The sequence below is a fragment of the Paenibacillus sp. FSL H8-0122 genome, from assembly GCF_038005345.1.
Classification (GTDB): Bacteria; Bacillota; Bacilli; order Paenibacillales; family Paenibacillaceae; genus Paenibacillus_AQ.
The window spans coordinates 4,388,034-4,403,592 of the sequence record NZ_JBBOTB010000001.1; the positions used below are offsets into that span (position 1 = coordinate 4,388,034).

Genomic DNA, 15,559 nt, shown 5'->3' on the forward strand with positions numbered 1-15,559 from the left:
GTTATTTGAAGAAAGCCTGCTTACATCAGCTTCTTAATCTTTTCCACCGGTAACTCCACCGCTTTGGACACCTCTTCCGGAGTGAATCCGTGAAGCAGTAACTTGCGGATAATCTCCGCCTGGCCTTTTTCTACTCCTTGTTCAATTCCTCGTTCTATTCCTTGTTCTATGCCTTTCTCAATTCCCTGTTCTATTCCTTCAGCTATGCCCTCTTCATATCCCCAACGCTTCCAGGCTGGCATGAGTTCCATAATCGCTTCACCCTCCTCCGGGTATTGTATCATCAATTCCTTTATAATCTCTTCATCCTGGGCGCGGTCCGGCTGGAAATATAAATCCGCCACTGACATCACAAGTGCCAGCCGTCCTTGATCGAGCCGTGTCTTCAGCTTCATGAACATGCGCAGGAACTCCCGGCGCACATCTCTCGCTTCTCTTGTAGTATACCCCATCTTGGCCAGTAACGCAGCAGCCACTGCATTGTCTGAATCAATAAATCTTCTCCAGTTCTGCTTACGCAATTCTACCTTAAGAAACTGAAAGCGCAGGATCTGATGCTCAGGAATAACCATCTCCAAGGTGTCCTGCTCTTCCCTGATCTCATCTGAAGTGAAGATGGCAATCGGAATAATCAGCTTATGCTCTTTACGGTAGCGTTCAAACAGACGGCTGAAGTAAATAAACATCCGCTCATGAAACCGTGAATCCCGATACGACTGCGGTTCCAGGTGAATCAAAATATAACCGTCCAGTCCTTTATAGCGGATTTCCAACAGCAGATCCAGCTCCCGCGCTTCCTCGCCAACAATATCCACCAGCAATTCCTGCATCAGAAACCGGGTCTCACTATAATCCAGCATGGAATCAAGCTCAGGAAAAAACAACTCAATAAATTCCTGAAAGAACGTCTCCAGCAGCTTCTTAAAAGCCTCATCATGTGGTAAGGGTATTTTAGTCGCCTCCTGTTATATCCTGCCTATTTCTTGTGAGTATATTCCATTTCAATGGAATTCGGTATAATAAAACGCACATGCGTTCCTATTTCGGTCGTAAAAAAAGAGCAGCCCCGATTAAATGGGGCTGCCCTTGTCTGCTCAGAAGCTTTAGCTTTGTCTACTTATCCTACTCCTCACCCGGTTCAACAAGCTTATCCATGAGCCGGATAATCATCACTACGGCTTCAGCGCGGGAAGCAGATTCCTCCGGTTTAAAGGCTCCGTTGCCTTTCCCTGAGATAATCCCCGCATTAGCGAAGGCATTGATCGGCTCCGCAGCCCAGCTTGCCGGGAGATCGGAGAATAGCGCCGGTGTACCGGGCACATAGCTCGTAAGACGCGCCAGCATAGCAACAGCTTCCGCACGGGTGATTTCCTGCTTGGGGTGGAAGGAACCATCGGCGTAGCCCTGGATCACACCATGCTCTTTAAGCGCCGCAAGCGCCTCCGAAACCCAATGCCCCTGTGTATCGGAGAATCCGGCCCCTTGCGAGCCCGTCAGGCCAAAAGCTTTTGCAAGCATGGCAGCAAACTCGGCGCGTGTTACTTTGGCTTCAGGATGGAATGAACCATCCGCGTAACCCGTTATCATCCCCATCCGGGTTGCACGATCAATGAATGATGCACTCCACAGAACGGCAGGTACATCCTGGAACTTGACAACTGCAGCCGTCCGGCCTTTTGCAACGATAGATTTAAGCACATCTAAGTCCAAGGTGTCTTTCAGGACAGGCCTGGTTACCGTTGGCTTTGCGGGACCGGCAGTTATAGCTGGTGTTGGTACCGGTGTCGACGTTGCTGTTGGTGACGGTGTTGCCGTCGGTGTTACCGCCGGCTTTGGTGTTGGCGTTGCTGCCGGTGTTCCTCCCGATTGTGGCGTTGGTGTTGGTGTCGGCGTCGGCGTTGCCACCGGTACCGTTCCGCCCTCAACCACGATGGGAATCGCAATGGTTAAGCCGCCGAAGGAAGCAGTAATCGTTACCCCGTCCCCCGCTGCAATACCCGTAATGATCCCCTTGTCCGACACCGAGGCGACCGCAGGATCTGAAGTTGTCCAACGAACCTGATCCGTAACCACTATATTTGCTCCATTGTCATATACCGCTGTAATCACGGAAGCCGCTTGCTTGTTCACCTGTAAGGTGTGTGTGCCAGGCTCGGCGGTCAGCTTCAGCAGACTAGGCACCGTACCTTCTGTCTGAACCGTTACCGATAGCTTCACCGGCGGCATGTTACCGTAGTTCGCCTGGATGGTAGCTTCTCCCACTTCAACGGCATGAATGATACCCTGGGCGTCTACCGTAGCTGCCCGCTCATTAGAAGATGTCCATACCGCTTGATTCGTGACATCGGCAGTGGAGTTATCGCTATAGGTAGCCGTAAGCACCGTCGCGTGCGTGTCGCCGACATTCAGCTTCAATTCGGCCGGGGCTACGGCCACGGAAGTCACTGTCCGCTCATCCTTTTTCATAATCGTATAGTTGTCAATTAATTCGGCGCTCTGCGTAGTGCGGGCTTGGATGATGATCTTATCATGGCTTACCTGAATGGCAGAATAGACGGGAACATCCTCGTCAAACATGAAATCAAGATACTCGTATTTGCTTCCATCATAGAACTTCCAGCCCGACGCCCCGCCGTCCAGATAGACTGTTCCTTGCTCCCCGCTTGGCAGTGGCTTGCCTTTGCTCATCGGATAGGTGCGTGCATATACATGGTCATGGCCTTCCAGCACCAGATCGACCTTCAATTCTTCGAGAATAGGGGCAAAATAAGTCTGTGTGTATTCAATCAGATTGCCGCGTCCATCTTCGGTATGATAAGCAGGTTTGTGGAACATGACAATCTTCCATTTTTTATTACTGCTCAGAAGATCCTCCCGCAGCCACTCTGCTTGCTTGCCCATCGTGACTTCGTCTGCTTCAGAGTTCAGCACCACGAAATGCACCTCTCCTGAATCGAACGAATAAGCATACTCCTTCTGGAGCTCTGGCCCATTATTAGGAAGCCCCAATCCTTTGGCGAAAATGTACTTTCCTCCCCCTTTTACATCATGATTCCCCATGGCATACGCTGAAGGAACAGAGGAGGAATAGACCGAGGAGGCTTGCCAGAACTGGTTCCATTCATTCAAAACCGCCCCATCATCGACCATATCACCGCCATGCATAACGAACTGGGTATCGGGATAATTAGTGAGCGCATTCTTGATCAATTGTTGATAGGTCTCCAGCCCGTTATCCCCTTTGGTATGCGAATCGGTTACAAATACAAAAGAAACGGGCTTGTCCGGCGCAGCCTCCACCGTCTTATAATTGGACCAATCGCTCCAATGGCCTTCGTAGCCAACTCTGTAACGATAGCCCGTACCTGGCTCAAGACCCGTGACTAATGCGTTATGAAACTTGATTTCGCCCATAGGTCCGCCTGCCACCTCAGGAATAACCTCCACCTCGGAGAGTGCACGCTGCATAGCTGCTTTTGCCGGCGCATTCGTCAGGTCACTGTCCGCCCAATCACTATCTTTCATGTACTGGATGTAAGCTTCTTGAACAGTTGGCGCGCTCTGCCACCCTACGCTCATCATCGTCTTCATATCTTCGGTCACAAAGGTCTGCACATATTGCGGATCTGCCCCGCCAAACGGAGCTACAACATTCATACGGATACTCTCACTGGTACCGCCATCCTTGACAGCCTGAACGCTCCAAGTGCCAATGGCAAGGTTAGTCAGGGTCGTATGAATCTCTCCCTTGGCATCCGTCAAGCCCATTCCTGTGGTAAGATCACTCTGCTCCACATCAGCGGATGAGATGTACCCTGCCTTGCTGCCATCCGGCAAATACACCTTGACGAATCCGGAAGCACTGCCTGCTGTGGCGAACATCTGCGCGTTTTTCTCTGCATTAAAGAGCACTGCGGATGATGGATCAGCTTTGGCATATACTATGGACCCGTCGGCGGTTACACGCACATAAGTCTGAGGACCGCTGGTATCGCTAAAATCAATCCCGGCTCCTTCCACCGGCGCTCCTGCGCGAGAGGTAACCGTGATGATACTCTGAGTGTGCAGCGCTGATCCCTTGATGCTGAGCTTGTAAGGAAACCCGATCTTATAACTTAACGGAGAGGCGAAGGAACGAACTGGCGTCCCGCTTTCATACCCGAAACTGCCTTCCACCATAGCCATCTGCTTAGCTGTCTCGCCGCGTTCCATTTTCGCAGACCGGTCCACCTCAAAATCAATACTTGCCAGCGCATCCGCCTGATCCCCTTGCAATCCCTCGGCACTGACTTCAACATAGCCGCCTGTATTATCGAGGACTGTCTGCACATGGCTGAGGCCGGAGCGTGCAGTAATCACATTGGCCTGCAATGTCTCTGGATCGAACTTGATTCTGGCATGGAAGCTCTTAGCCTCTCCTACATCCGTTGCCTTCAGCTTCAGCCGGTAGGTCTCATTACTGACAGCCTCCTCCGGGGCTTCCATGGTAAATCTGGCTCCATGCTCAATCTGAAAAGCATATTCTGCCGCTGCCGGATTGCCGGCCCTATCCTTCACTTCTGCCAGCACTTGATGATAACCTCCAGCCAGCGGAAGCTCCGGGTGATAGGTAATCTGCTTATGATTCAGATCATAGGCATAAGTTGAAGGTGCCGCAGGCTGACCATCCACCGTTAACCGGATGGAATCCGGGTCAATGCCCGACTTGGCATCCTCTGCTGATAGAATAATGTCAGAGACAGGGGCGCTCAAGGTTTGATTAGGAGCTGGTGCCGCTGGAGTCAGCACAGGTACATCCATATCTTCATTAACCGGCTCATCATAGATCAGCCTGACGTCATCAATCCATATGGAACCTTTATTTTTTTTGCTCATTTGTCTTTCTTTCATCTGGAAGTAGAAGGCCAGTGTACCCGGCATGGTCAGATCTGACCCTATTTCAGCCTCCACATACTTCCAGCCGCTCCAGTCGATCCCGGTCTCTTCACTCCTGATTTCATACGTTTTGGATTTGCCGGTGGAAGACACGTAGAACTTGGAGGTCAGGCCATGGCCTTCCTGATTGGCATATACCCACATCCCGATTCTTTTAGGGGTTCGGTCTGTCAAGGGGAGCTGAGTCGCCGGACCCACGGCAACCTGAGAGGGGTTATCGGTGATGCCAATGAAGTCATAATCAATCCGCAGGGACTTCGCTCCGCTATGTACGTATTTCGGATTCGTCTCAAGCGCCATACTACCGCTATGAATGCGGGCACTGTCAAAGGTTAGATCCGCTAAGCGTACCTGTTCAAAATCCTCTACCTTCACGACCCCGCTAGGTTCCCCTGCTTCTCCATAGACGGTGGGTGACTGGGATAGAGAGGGTGGCATGAGCGGAAGCAGAACTGTTACTGCCAGAATTCCGCTCAAGACTCTCTTTACAAATGGATGATTACTCACGAACTTTCACGCTCCTTGTTGTCTGTTCTAGTAGACAGCATAACGGCGTAATATGTTCGTAGAATCATCGCAATGTAAGCATATTAAATTTTATTGTATTAGACAGCAATCGCCTTAAGGTCCGGGGAGATCCATAGCTCGGCCCCCGTTGCCTGCTGAACCTCTTCCACCGTCAGACCCGGTGCGATTTCCATCAGCATCAGCCCCTGGCCCGGGATCACCTCGATGACCGCCATTTCAGTGACAATCGTATTTACGACATGTACCGCCGTCAGGGGGAGCTTGCAGTCTTTCACTATTTTCGGCTGCCCGTCCTTGCTCACATGATCCATGGCGATAATGACCCGTTTAGCCCCGACTACCAGATCCATAGCTCCGCCCATGCCCGGTACTTTTTTCCCCGGAATCATCCAGCTTGCCAGATTGCCCTGCTCATCGACTTCAAGCGCGCCCAGCACAGTGATGTCCACATGCCCGCCACGGATGATCGAGAAGGAGACCGCGCTGTCAAAATAGCAGGCTCCGGCCATCGTGGTCACGAAGCTGCCGCCAGAATCTATACAATCGATGTTTTCTTCTGACTTCGCCGCTTTGGGGCCGACTCCAAGTATTCCGTTCTCCGCCTGTAGCATAATCTGGACATGATCAGGAATATAGTCTACCGCCAGGGTCGGCATACCGATCCCCAGATTCACTACATCGCCGTCTCTGAACTCCTGGGCGATTCTTCTGACAATAAATTCCCGGTTATTCATGCGTATTCCCCACCTTTACAATGGCATCGATCAAAATCCCCGGGACGTTGACATGATTGGGATCAATCTCCCCAAGCTTCACATAAGTATCTACCTCAGCTACTACATAATCCGCCGCCATCGCCATTACAAAATTGAAGTTCCGGGAAGAGCCGTCGATCACCAGATTCCCCGCTTCGTCCGCCTTATGGGCCCGGATCAGCGCCACATTTGCATGAAGGGGCAGCTCAAGCAGATATTCCCTTCCTTCAATATCGAGCTTCCTCTTCCCTTCCTCGACAATCGTCCCTACCCCTACAGGGGTTAACACACCGCCCAGCCCCGCTCCACCGGCCCGGATTTTCTCAGCTAACGTGCCCTGCGGATAGAGATTCACCTCAGCTTCTCTGGTCATCAGCAGTCTTCCGGTTTCCGGGTTTGCGCCGATATAAGAAGCATAGATCCGCTTGACCCGGCCGCTTTTGACCAGCTTATAGATAGATAATTCCGGGGTGCCCGTATCATTGGAAATAAGCGTGAGCTGACCGGCTGACTGCGTCTCGACAAGCGCACGCACCAGTTCTTCGGGGTGGCCTCCAGCCAGAAAACCGCCGACCATCACGGTATCTCCATCCTTCACCCTCTTCACGGCGTCTTCGGCGGAGATTAATTTGTTTATCATAGATTTCAGGCTCCTTGTTCATTATTTGGAGAAAAGCTGGTTACTGGAGATAATCATGAATGACTTGGCCATAGGGCAGTGTTAGATCGGCAATAAAATGCTTTCCCCCGAGGTACGTCTTCACCGGCAAATCGGCCACAGGGGCATTCACATGGGGAATCAGGCTTAAGCGGGCTGGCCCGGTCCAAGCGCCTTTCACATGAACATCTTCAAGAGTGTAGGCAACCAGCTGCGCAATCTTAGGGGTCCCATCCACATCAGGAATGAGCTTCAGATTCACTTGGGTTTTGGCGATAGCTCTAGCAGTGTCCTCTGTATCCAGCAGGTTATGCTTGTAAGGCATCGTTCCTACAGCCACTAGGACATCGTTATAATGTAGCGTACCGGTCAGCGTCTCTGTGCCTGCGACGGTCAGGCGGGGAGAGGCCCACTTTTTGGGGAACCCCCAGATTTCCCGTCCCCCCAGAATGGCAGGCGCATTATCCAGATACATCTGGGCTACAAAATTGCACGGCTCCCCCTGAAAGGTACACGGAATCACGATCCCGCTCTCCTCATAGCTTCCCAGGCCCGACGAATCGGGCATCTTGATCCATTCATAAGACACGGTATTGCTTCCATCCGGCTGTAAGGGTTCCGGGACTGCCTGTCTGATCGCAGCAGGGTCAGATTCATAAGTGATGATCATAAATTCACGGTCAATGAAGCGGTAAGGCGGACGCCCGTAACCCGGACTGGCCGCAGGCATGGATTGCAGCGATAGCACGTCATTTGCATTCATAATGATCTTAAACTCCCTTTCTGTCAGCGTTGTGTTAATAGTGTGCGTTCTCAACCAGCATGGCAATGCCCATCCCCGTTCCGATGCACAAGCTGGCTATACCGTAATGCTTAGAGCTTCGGACCATTTCATGGACCAGCGTAACAAGTACCCTGGCTCCGCTTGCCCCGACAGGATGTCCAATCGCAATCGCGCCGCCATTGACATTCACCTTCTCCGGGTTAATCTCCAGCTCATGCAATACCGCTATGGCTTGTGCCGCGAAGGCTTCATTAATCTCGAACAGATCGATAGCTTCTAGAGGGATATCCTGGTTCTTAAGCAGCGACTTAATAGCTCTTACCGGACCCATTCCCATGTAGGCAGGATCTACGCCAACCAGTGAATAACCCTTAATATAGGCTACAGGCTCTACCTCATGCTCCTTGCATTTGTCTTCCGACATGACCAGCACAGCCGCCGCTCCATCATTGATCCCCGAGGCATTTCCGGCAGTAACCGACCCGTTTTCTTTAAAAGCAGGCTTCAGATGAGCAAGCTTCTCTTTGCTGACCTCTCCTCTTACATGCTCGTCCTCCGCAAACCAGACTGTCTCTTTTTTGATTTTAGTCATCACGGGCACAATCTGCTCTGCAAAAACCTGGTTCCGTTTAGCTTCGGCGGCCTTGATCTGGCTGTCATAGGAAAATTCATCCTGCTCCAGTCGTGAAATATGATATTTCTCGGCAATGTTCTCGGCAGTAATGCCCATATGATATTTATTAATAGGACAGGTCAGGCCGTCAGCCACCACGGTATCAATCAGCTCGCTGTTCCCAAGCTTGTAGCCGTTTCTTGCATTCCTCAGCACATATGGGGCATTCGACATGCTCTCCATCCCCCCGGCCAGAAGGACACTCCCTTGTTCAGCCCGAATAGAGTTGTAAGCTAAAGCGACCGCATGAAGCCCTGAACCGCAAACGGTGTTAATGGTTGTTGCAGGGACTTCAATAGGGATACCGGCTTGCAGTGCCGCCTGTCTGGCAGGATTCTGACCCTCACCCGCCTGTAGGACATTGCCCAGATAGATCTGCTCCACTAGCGCAGGCTCTATATGGCTTTGCTGAAGACAGGCCGTCATCACCTTTGCTCCTAATTCTGTAGCACTTAGTGTCGAAAGTCCGTTGTTAAATGAACCAACTGCTGTCCGTAAGGGACTAACCAATGCAACTCTGTTCACAAAATTTCACATTCCTTTCTGATGGTATTGGGACTTACGTGCGGGTATGATCACGATGTATGAGAGAGTATGCGTAACGGCTTGATCGGATTAGCCACCTTGATCGCCTTCCTCCATCTGAATATTTGTAATTTATTTACATATTTAGTGTAAGTCTAAATTCCCTTTTGCTCAACATTGGTATTATTACATAATTTTACATACGAATACCTCTAGGCCCTTGTACACTCCCCCAACAAGGTCATGCTATCATTTCCTTTGATATTCTGGTTATTAATGGTTATTTCAGAAAAACCCATGAAAACATACCAAAAGAGTTCATATTTAAAACGCCTCCGGCCCTTACTTGGGTCTGGAGGCGTTTTTTGCAGCTCTCTTAGCATAATATTCCGTTATTTGAAGCAGCCCTGCTTACACCAGCTTCTTAATCTCGTCCACCGGTAACTCCACGGCTTTGGACACCTCTTCCGGGGTAAATCCATGAAGCAGTAACTTACGGATAATCTCGGCTTGGCCCTTTTCTATGCCTTGTTCTATTCCTTCAGCTACACCCTCTTCATATCCCCAACGCTTCCAGGCTGGCATGAGTTCCATAATCGCTTCACCCTCCTCCGGGTATTGTATCATCAATTCTTGTATAATCTCTTCATCCTGGGCCCGGTCCGGCTGGAAATATAAATCTGCCACTGACATCACAAGCGCCAGCCGACCTTGATCGAGTCGTGTCTTCAGCTTCATGAACATGCGCAGAAACTCCCGGCGCACATCTCTCGCTTCTCTTGTAGTATACCCCATCTTGGCTAGTAACGCAGCAGCTACTGCATTATCCGAATCAATAAACCGGCGCCAGTTCTGCTTACGCAATTCTACCTTGAGAAACTGGAAGCGCAGGATCTGATGCTCAGGAATAACCATCTCCAAGGTGTCCTGCTCTTCCCTGATCTCATCTGAAGTGAAGATGGCAATCGGAATAATCAGCTTATGCTCTTTGCGGTAGCGCTCAAACAGACGGCTGAAGTAAATAAACATCCGTTCATGGAACCGTGTATCTCTATACGACTGCGGCTCCAGGTGTATCAGAATATAACCGTCCAACCCTCTGTAACGGATTTCTAGCAGCAGATCCAGCTCCCGCGCTTCCTCGCCAACAATATCCACCAGCAATTCCTGCATGAGGAACCGGGTTTCACTATAGTCCAGCATGGAATCAAGCTCAGGAAAAAACAACTCAATAAATTCCTGAAAAAACGTCTCCAGCAGCTTCTTAAAAGCCTCATCATGTGGTAAGGGTATTTTAGTCGCCTCCTGTTATATCCTGCCTGTTTCTTGTGAGTATATTCCATTTTAGTGGAATTCAATATAACAAAAAGCACACATGTTCGCATTCAATGCAAGAAGAGCCGCAGATGTTGCTCCTGTGGCTCTTCTTTTTAAACTATTTGTATATGCATCAGCGCTCAAAACACCCGCTTCTTATCCTTCTCCTCAATCAAAATCTGCACCGATTCCTTGAACCGGATCGCATGAATGATCTCCCGCTCGCGCAGGAACTTGAGGCTGTCCTGCAGATCCACATCGTCGGTCATGTCAATCAGCCACTGGTATGTAGCCCGGGCTTTCTCTTCTGCGGCGATGTCTTCATACAGGTCAGCGATCGGATCTCCCTTCGCAGCGATGTAGGCAGCTGTGAACGGAACACCGGCAGAGTTGTTGTAGAACAACGCATGATCCCGCTGCGCATAGTTCGGGCCTAAGCCTGCGGCTTCCAGCTCCTGCACCGAGGCGTCCTTGGTCAGCTTGTAGATCATGGTGGCAATCATTTCCAAGTGGGCGAATTCCTCAGTGGAAATATCTGTAAGTACACCAATTACCTTATCGGGTATTGCATACCGCTGGTTCATATAGCGCAGCGCCGCAGCCAGCTCGCCGTCCGCACCGCCGTATTGCTCCATCAGATACCGGGCCATCCGCACATCACATTTGCCGACACGCACCGGGTATTGCAGCTTTTTCTCATAGATCCACATTCGTGAACTTCCCCCTCCTTAAGACTTATTTCATTCTCGGCTTCATGCCTTAGACTTGCCAAGGCCAGGGACTCTCGCTCCATTGCCATGGAGCCTTGGAATAGGCGCGGCCGAAATTCTGCAGCGGTCCGTATAGCTCCTGGAACTGGTTCGCCAGCTTGGTGCGCTCATACGTCAGCTGATTGAACTGCTCAATCGCCTTCACATCCTGCGGATGAGTGTCCAGGTACAGATTCAGCTCTACGAGTGCAAAATCAAGTACCTGCAGCTGCTCCAGCATCTCGTAATAACGGGGCTCGCAAGGATTAGCTTCCATAGCCTACTTCCCTCCTTTGAACTTGGATTCATAAGGGCTGTATAGCGATGGCCATAACGTTCCATGCTTAAGCGCCTCCGGCAGGGAGAACTGCGGCAGATTCGGGGGCTGAAACGTGACGAATTGGTTCGGCGGCACAACATACGTCTTGAACGGCACTGGCGGACAAGGATCAAACGGTCCCCTGTACGGTGTCCATACGCGATCCTGGGAGTTCAATGATCATTCCTCCTCTTTGGGTTTGACAGTATTGCCTGATGGATGTCCAGATCTCTGATCATTACCTTCGTAACTAACTTATGACGGTCCAAGGGTGGAAAAGAACAACAGCCCAATAAAATCGCCGCCGATAATCATCATTCCTGCACAACAAAAAAACAGGGACCCCAAAAACCTTGTAAACCGGCTTCTGAAGTACCCTGCTATATTGGAAAATATAAGGGCGGGGGATAGCCGCATTCGCTTAAGCATCCCGCTTATCTTACGCTTCCCCTTCCACTCACTACATTTACTCCTTCTCCTCTTCCCCGCCTTCCGCATCCTCTTCAGGCTCTGGCGCGGGCTCGCGGTGGATGTTGATCCGGGTAATCCGCAGCCGGGTGGACTCCTCCACCTCGAAGGTGACATCGCCAACCACAACTTTCTTGCCCTTGGACGGGTTGCCCTCCAGCTCCTTGAACAGCCAGCCGCCGATGGAATCTACCTCGTCATCCTCAATCACGACGCCTGTGAGATCGTTGACGTCTTCAATCAGCATCCGGCCTTCCACGGAGATGTAATCCCCGTTACGCTCTACGCTGGGGCGTTCATCCTCGAACTCGTCATGCAGATCGCCGACGATCTCCTCCAGAATCTCTTCAGCGGTCAGCAGCCCCGCCGTTCCGCCGTACTCGTCAACGACCAGTGTCAGCTGGGCCTTGTTCTTCTGCATCAGCCGCAGCGCATGGCTGATCTCCATCGATTCCGGCACGTTCAGAATCGGCCGGACCAGGGAAGCCAGATCATTCTGCTGCTCCGGCGGGGCGAACAGCAGATCCGTGATATGGATGAAGCCGATAATCCGGTCCTTGTCCTCGAAGGCCACCGGATAACGCGAATGCTTCGTTTCCGTGATGATCCGCATGTTCTCCTCCAGCGGAAGATTGCTGTAGAGTACATCCATATCCGTACGCGGCAGCATGACCTCACGGGCCAGCAGGTCCGAGAATTCGAAGATGTTATCCATCAGCTTCATCTCATCCTGATCGATTACCCCGCTCTTCGCGCTCTGATTCATCAGAATGCGGATTTCCTCCTCCGAATGGGCAGCCTCGGCTTCACTGGCCGGCTCCACGCCGAATAGTCTCAGCAGAGCGTTCGCTGATGCATTCAGCACCCAGATGAAGGGCAGAAACAGATTATAGAAGAACATCAGCGGAGCGGACAGCAGCAGTGCTGAGCCTTCTGTTTTTTGAATAGCCAGAGATTTCGGTGCCAGTTCCCCCAGCACAATATGTAAAAAGGTAATAATCGAGAAGCCGATAATCACAGATACCGTTGAGATTAGCGTCTGGTCAGTAACACCGATCTGGTACATCAGAGGCTCCACCAGCAGCTCCGAGATCGCCGGTTCCCCGACCCAGCCGAGTCCAAGGGAAGCGAGTGTGATCCCGAACTGGGTGGCCGACAGATACGAATCCAGCCGCTTGTTGACCTTTAGCGCATATCCCGCCATTTTGTTCCCTTCGCTGACCAGCTGGGTCAGACGGGACTGTCTGACCTTAACCAGCGAGAATTCCGCCGCAACAAATACACCATTTAATAATACGAGCACCAGAACGAGCAAAAGATTAAGCACTAATCTTCCTATTTCAAATTCCGTATGCACTATAATAACGCCCCATTTCTACAAGGTGATCGCTTTTCTGGTTTTGAAATCGACCCCGGGATAATACATATCGGCCACGAGCAGGTTAGGCCCGCAACAGCCTGCTGCATCACAATAACAGTTCACTTGCTGATTCAAGGGATGCTTAGTCTGCCACTCAGTGAAAATGTCATCCAGCTTCGCGTCGCTGATATTGCCAAAAGCGGATATATCGGCGAAGTCCGTTACAAAGACATCGCCCGTGAACAGGTTGACATTGACCCGGTTTCTTCCGTCCGGATCATTGCGCAGCGTTACATTCTTCTCGCTGCGCAGTCTGCCCAGCAGCTTCTGGTCTTCCTCCAGGAAGCTGCAGGCGAAGAACGGCAGCGTGCCGAACAGCATCCACATCTCCGGGTCACGATGATCCAGCAAGGAATGAATGGCAGTATTCATCTCCCGGAGCGACAGCACAGGCAGCTTCGAGGCGAAGCTGGATGCGTACATCGGGTGTACCTCATGCCGTCTTGCCCCCATGTCCCCAATCAGCCGGTGAATCTCGGGAAGCTTGGTGTGTGTACGGTAGTTGATCATCGACTCGGCAGAGATCAGCATACCGTCGCTGCTCAGCCGGCGGGAATTCTCCAGCATCGTGTCGTAGAGCCGGTAGGCGGCCTCCTTCGAGACCGGGTGCCCGCTGTTCGCGAAGCCCACCTCGTGGAAATCATCGCCGTTCACATAATTGAACGAGATATGCATGACGTCCAGGTAAGGGAGCAGCTGCTCATAACGGGAATACGGCATGGTCAGATTCGAGTTGATCTGTGAACGGATGCCGCGCTCCCGTGCATATTTCAGCAGCGGTACGATGGTATTCTCCACCGTCCCGGCACGGAACATCGGCTCCCCGCCCGTAATGCTGATAGTCTGCAGGTGCTCTACCTCGTCCAGACGCTTCAGCATCTTGGTTAAAGGCAGCAGTTCCCCCTCTTTCATCGTAAGACTGTCGCCGACGGCGCAATGCTCACAGCGCATGTTGCATAGATTCGTGACCGTCATCTCTACACTGGTCAGCACATGCTGTCCGTACTCGCGGAGTGAAGTAATCGGGTCCCACGGATCATACTCCGGCGACAGCTCTTTTACAGGAATTATAGATGATGGCTCTAATATACTCATTTCTTAATGCTCCTTTAATGCTTATTCCTTATTATTAACCCAAAACAAAAGAAAAAGAACGATAACTTAAGCTATATCATACCACGACTACTCAAAAAAACAGCAAGGCGGAGAATACAGCTCCGCAATTCCTGCAGATACCCTATTCTCTCCTCGCTGCGCAGAACTCCTATCCGGTACTTTTCACTACAGGTTCTCCCCCGTCCGTCACATCCACAATGACTACAGAGAGGGCTTTGCTGAGATCACGCTCATAGGGGGTAACCGTTTCGCCTTCGGGTCCATTCAGCACCCGGACAACAGGCCGATGCGGTGTGCTGGGATCAATCTTGACCACCACACCGCTCTCGCCGGAGCTGAGCTTCACCGTAAGCCCCAGCGGATAGATGGCCACACGGTCTCTGAATAACTCCAGCTGCTTCTGCTCGTACAGAGTTCCAGAGCCGACATACAGCGCTTCTACCGCCTGATGGGGCAGCATGGCTTTTTTGTAGATCCGGTTGGAGGTCATCGCATCATAGGAATCTGCGACCCCCAGCCATTTCGCATATTCATGGATCTGCGGGCCGGTCAGTCCGCGCGGATAGCCGGAGCCGTCAATCCGTTCATGATGCTGCAGGGCACAGTGGGCCGCCAGCAGAGGAATATTCGGCTCTTCCTTAAGAATGCGGTATCCGATCTCGGTATGCGCCTGCATATGCCGGAACTCCTCCTCGCTGAGCATGCCGGGCTTTTGAACAATTTTGACAGGAATCTGCGTCTTGCCGATATCATGCAGCAGCGCACCAAGCCCGATGACCCGCAGCTCTTCTTTGCTGTAGCCATGGGCAATGCCCAGCACCAGCGTATACAGGCATACGTTCAGGGAATGGACGTACAGGTAATTGTCAGCCGTGTGCATGTCAAGCAGCATGATCATCGGGTCCTCCTGCAGGGACATGTCGTCGAGGATGGAGTCCATCACCTTGGAGAACTTCTTATCCAGATGATAAAAGCCTTTGGTGATCCCCGAGGCACCGGACATCTGCTGGAACTGGTTCCGGATCACCTTGAGCGCCTGATTACGCGTCTCATCCTGCAGCATTCCGGGGATCACAATATCCTCCGTGAGCGAATCCTCAATATAGATATAGCCGATATCGATTCTGGCGAGCCGCTTGATCAGGGAATCGGTAAGCTCCACTCCGTCCGCAAGCAGAACCAGCCCTTCATCATTATATATTTTTTTACCCAGCTTCATTCCCGCCTGAAGCCGGTTAACGGATACTAGACGCACCTTGGCTCACTCCTGCCTTTAACGGTAAAATTGCTTTGCTGTGATGCCAAGCTGAGA

Annotated in this window: 13 protein-coding genes; all 13 read right to left on the bottom strand. The window is 51.5% G+C overall.

What is annotated here, in order from left to right; genetic code table 11:
* Positions 1–20 precede the first annotated feature (20 nt).
* Positions 21–950: an Rpn family recombination-promoting nuclease/putative transposase gene (locus NSS64_RS19040; protein ID WP_341142844.1), complete on the bottom strand. Its 930-nt coding sequence runs from the start codon at positions 948–950 to the stop codon at positions 21–23.
* A gap of 172 nt (positions 951–1,122) precedes the next feature.
* The gene (locus NSS64_RS19045) at positions 1,123–5,442 is read right to left on the bottom strand and encodes an S-layer homology domain-containing protein (RefSeq protein WP_341141153.1); all 4,320 of its coding nucleotides are present in this window, start codon (positions 5,440–5,442) and stop codon (positions 1,123–1,125) included.
* A 98-nt stretch (positions 5,443–5,540) separates the two neighbouring features.
* Positions 5,541–6,197 (bottom strand): 3-oxoacid CoA-transferase subunit B, encoded by a 657-nt coding sequence (locus NSS64_RS19050; RefSeq protein ID WP_341141154.1) that lies wholly within the window; start codon positions 6,195–6,197, stop codon positions 5,541–5,543.
* A complete protein-coding gene (locus NSS64_RS19055) occupies positions 6,190–6,858 on the bottom strand; it encodes a CoA transferase subunit A (RefSeq protein ID WP_341141155.1) in 669 nt (222 codons plus the stop codon). The genes NSS64_RS19050 and NSS64_RS19055 overlap by 8 nt, the downstream gene beginning before the upstream one ends.
* A 40-nt stretch (positions 6,859–6,898) precedes the next feature.
* The gene (locus NSS64_RS19060) at positions 6,899–7,639 is read right to left on the bottom strand and encodes an acetoacetate decarboxylase (protein WP_341141156.1); all 741 of its coding nucleotides are present in this window, start codon (positions 7,637–7,639) and stop codon (positions 6,899–6,901) included.
* 34 nt (positions 7,640–7,673) lie between these two features.
* The gene (locus NSS64_RS19065; RefSeq protein WP_341141157.1) at positions 7,674–8,858 is read right to left on the bottom strand and encodes an acetyl-CoA C-acetyltransferase; all 1,185 of its coding nucleotides are present in this window, start codon (positions 8,856–8,858) and stop codon (positions 7,674–7,676) included.
* Between the two features lie 411 nt (positions 8,859–9,269).
* Positions 9,270–10,151, bottom strand: a complete 882-nt coding sequence (locus tag NSS64_RS19070) for an Rpn family recombination-promoting nuclease/putative transposase (protein ID WP_341142845.1) — start codon at positions 10,149–10,151, stop codon at positions 9,270–9,272.
* Positions 10,152–10,315: 164 nt separating this feature from the next.
* On the bottom strand, positions 10,316–10,885 hold the full coding sequence (locus tag NSS64_RS19075) for a manganese catalase family protein (RefSeq protein WP_036692823.1): 570 nt from the start codon (positions 10,883–10,885) through the stop codon (positions 10,316–10,318).
* 49 nt (positions 10,886–10,934) lie between these two features.
* The gene (locus tag NSS64_RS19080; protein ID WP_036721463.1) at positions 10,935–11,201 is read right to left on the bottom strand and encodes a spore coat protein CotJB; all 267 of its coding nucleotides are present in this window, start codon (positions 11,199–11,201) and stop codon (positions 10,935–10,937) included.
* Between the two features lie 3 nt (positions 11,202–11,204).
* Positions 11,205–11,420: a spore coat associated protein CotJA gene (locus NSS64_RS19085; protein WP_036692819.1), complete on the bottom strand. Its 216-nt coding sequence runs from the start codon at positions 11,418–11,420 to the stop codon at positions 11,205–11,207.
* A 289-nt stretch (positions 11,421–11,709) separates the two neighbouring features.
* Positions 11,710–13,068 carry a hemolysin family protein gene (locus tag NSS64_RS19090; RefSeq protein WP_445321990.1) on the bottom strand — a complete coding sequence of 453 codons (1,359 nt, stop codon included), beginning with the start codon at positions 13,066–13,068 and terminating at the stop codon, positions 11,710–11,712.
* 18 nt (positions 13,069–13,086) lie between these two features.
* Entirely contained in the window at positions 13,087–14,226 is a 1,140-nt protein-coding gene (gene yfkAB, locus NSS64_RS19095; protein ID WP_341141158.1) for a radical SAM/CxCxxxxC motif protein YfkAB, read from the bottom strand.
* A gap of 169 nt (positions 14,227–14,395) precedes the next feature.
* A complete protein-coding gene (locus NSS64_RS19100; protein ID WP_036721458.1) occupies positions 14,396–15,502 on the bottom strand; it encodes an HD-GYP domain-containing protein in 1,107 nt (368 codons plus the stop codon).
* Positions 15,503–15,559: the final 57 nt, after the last annotated feature.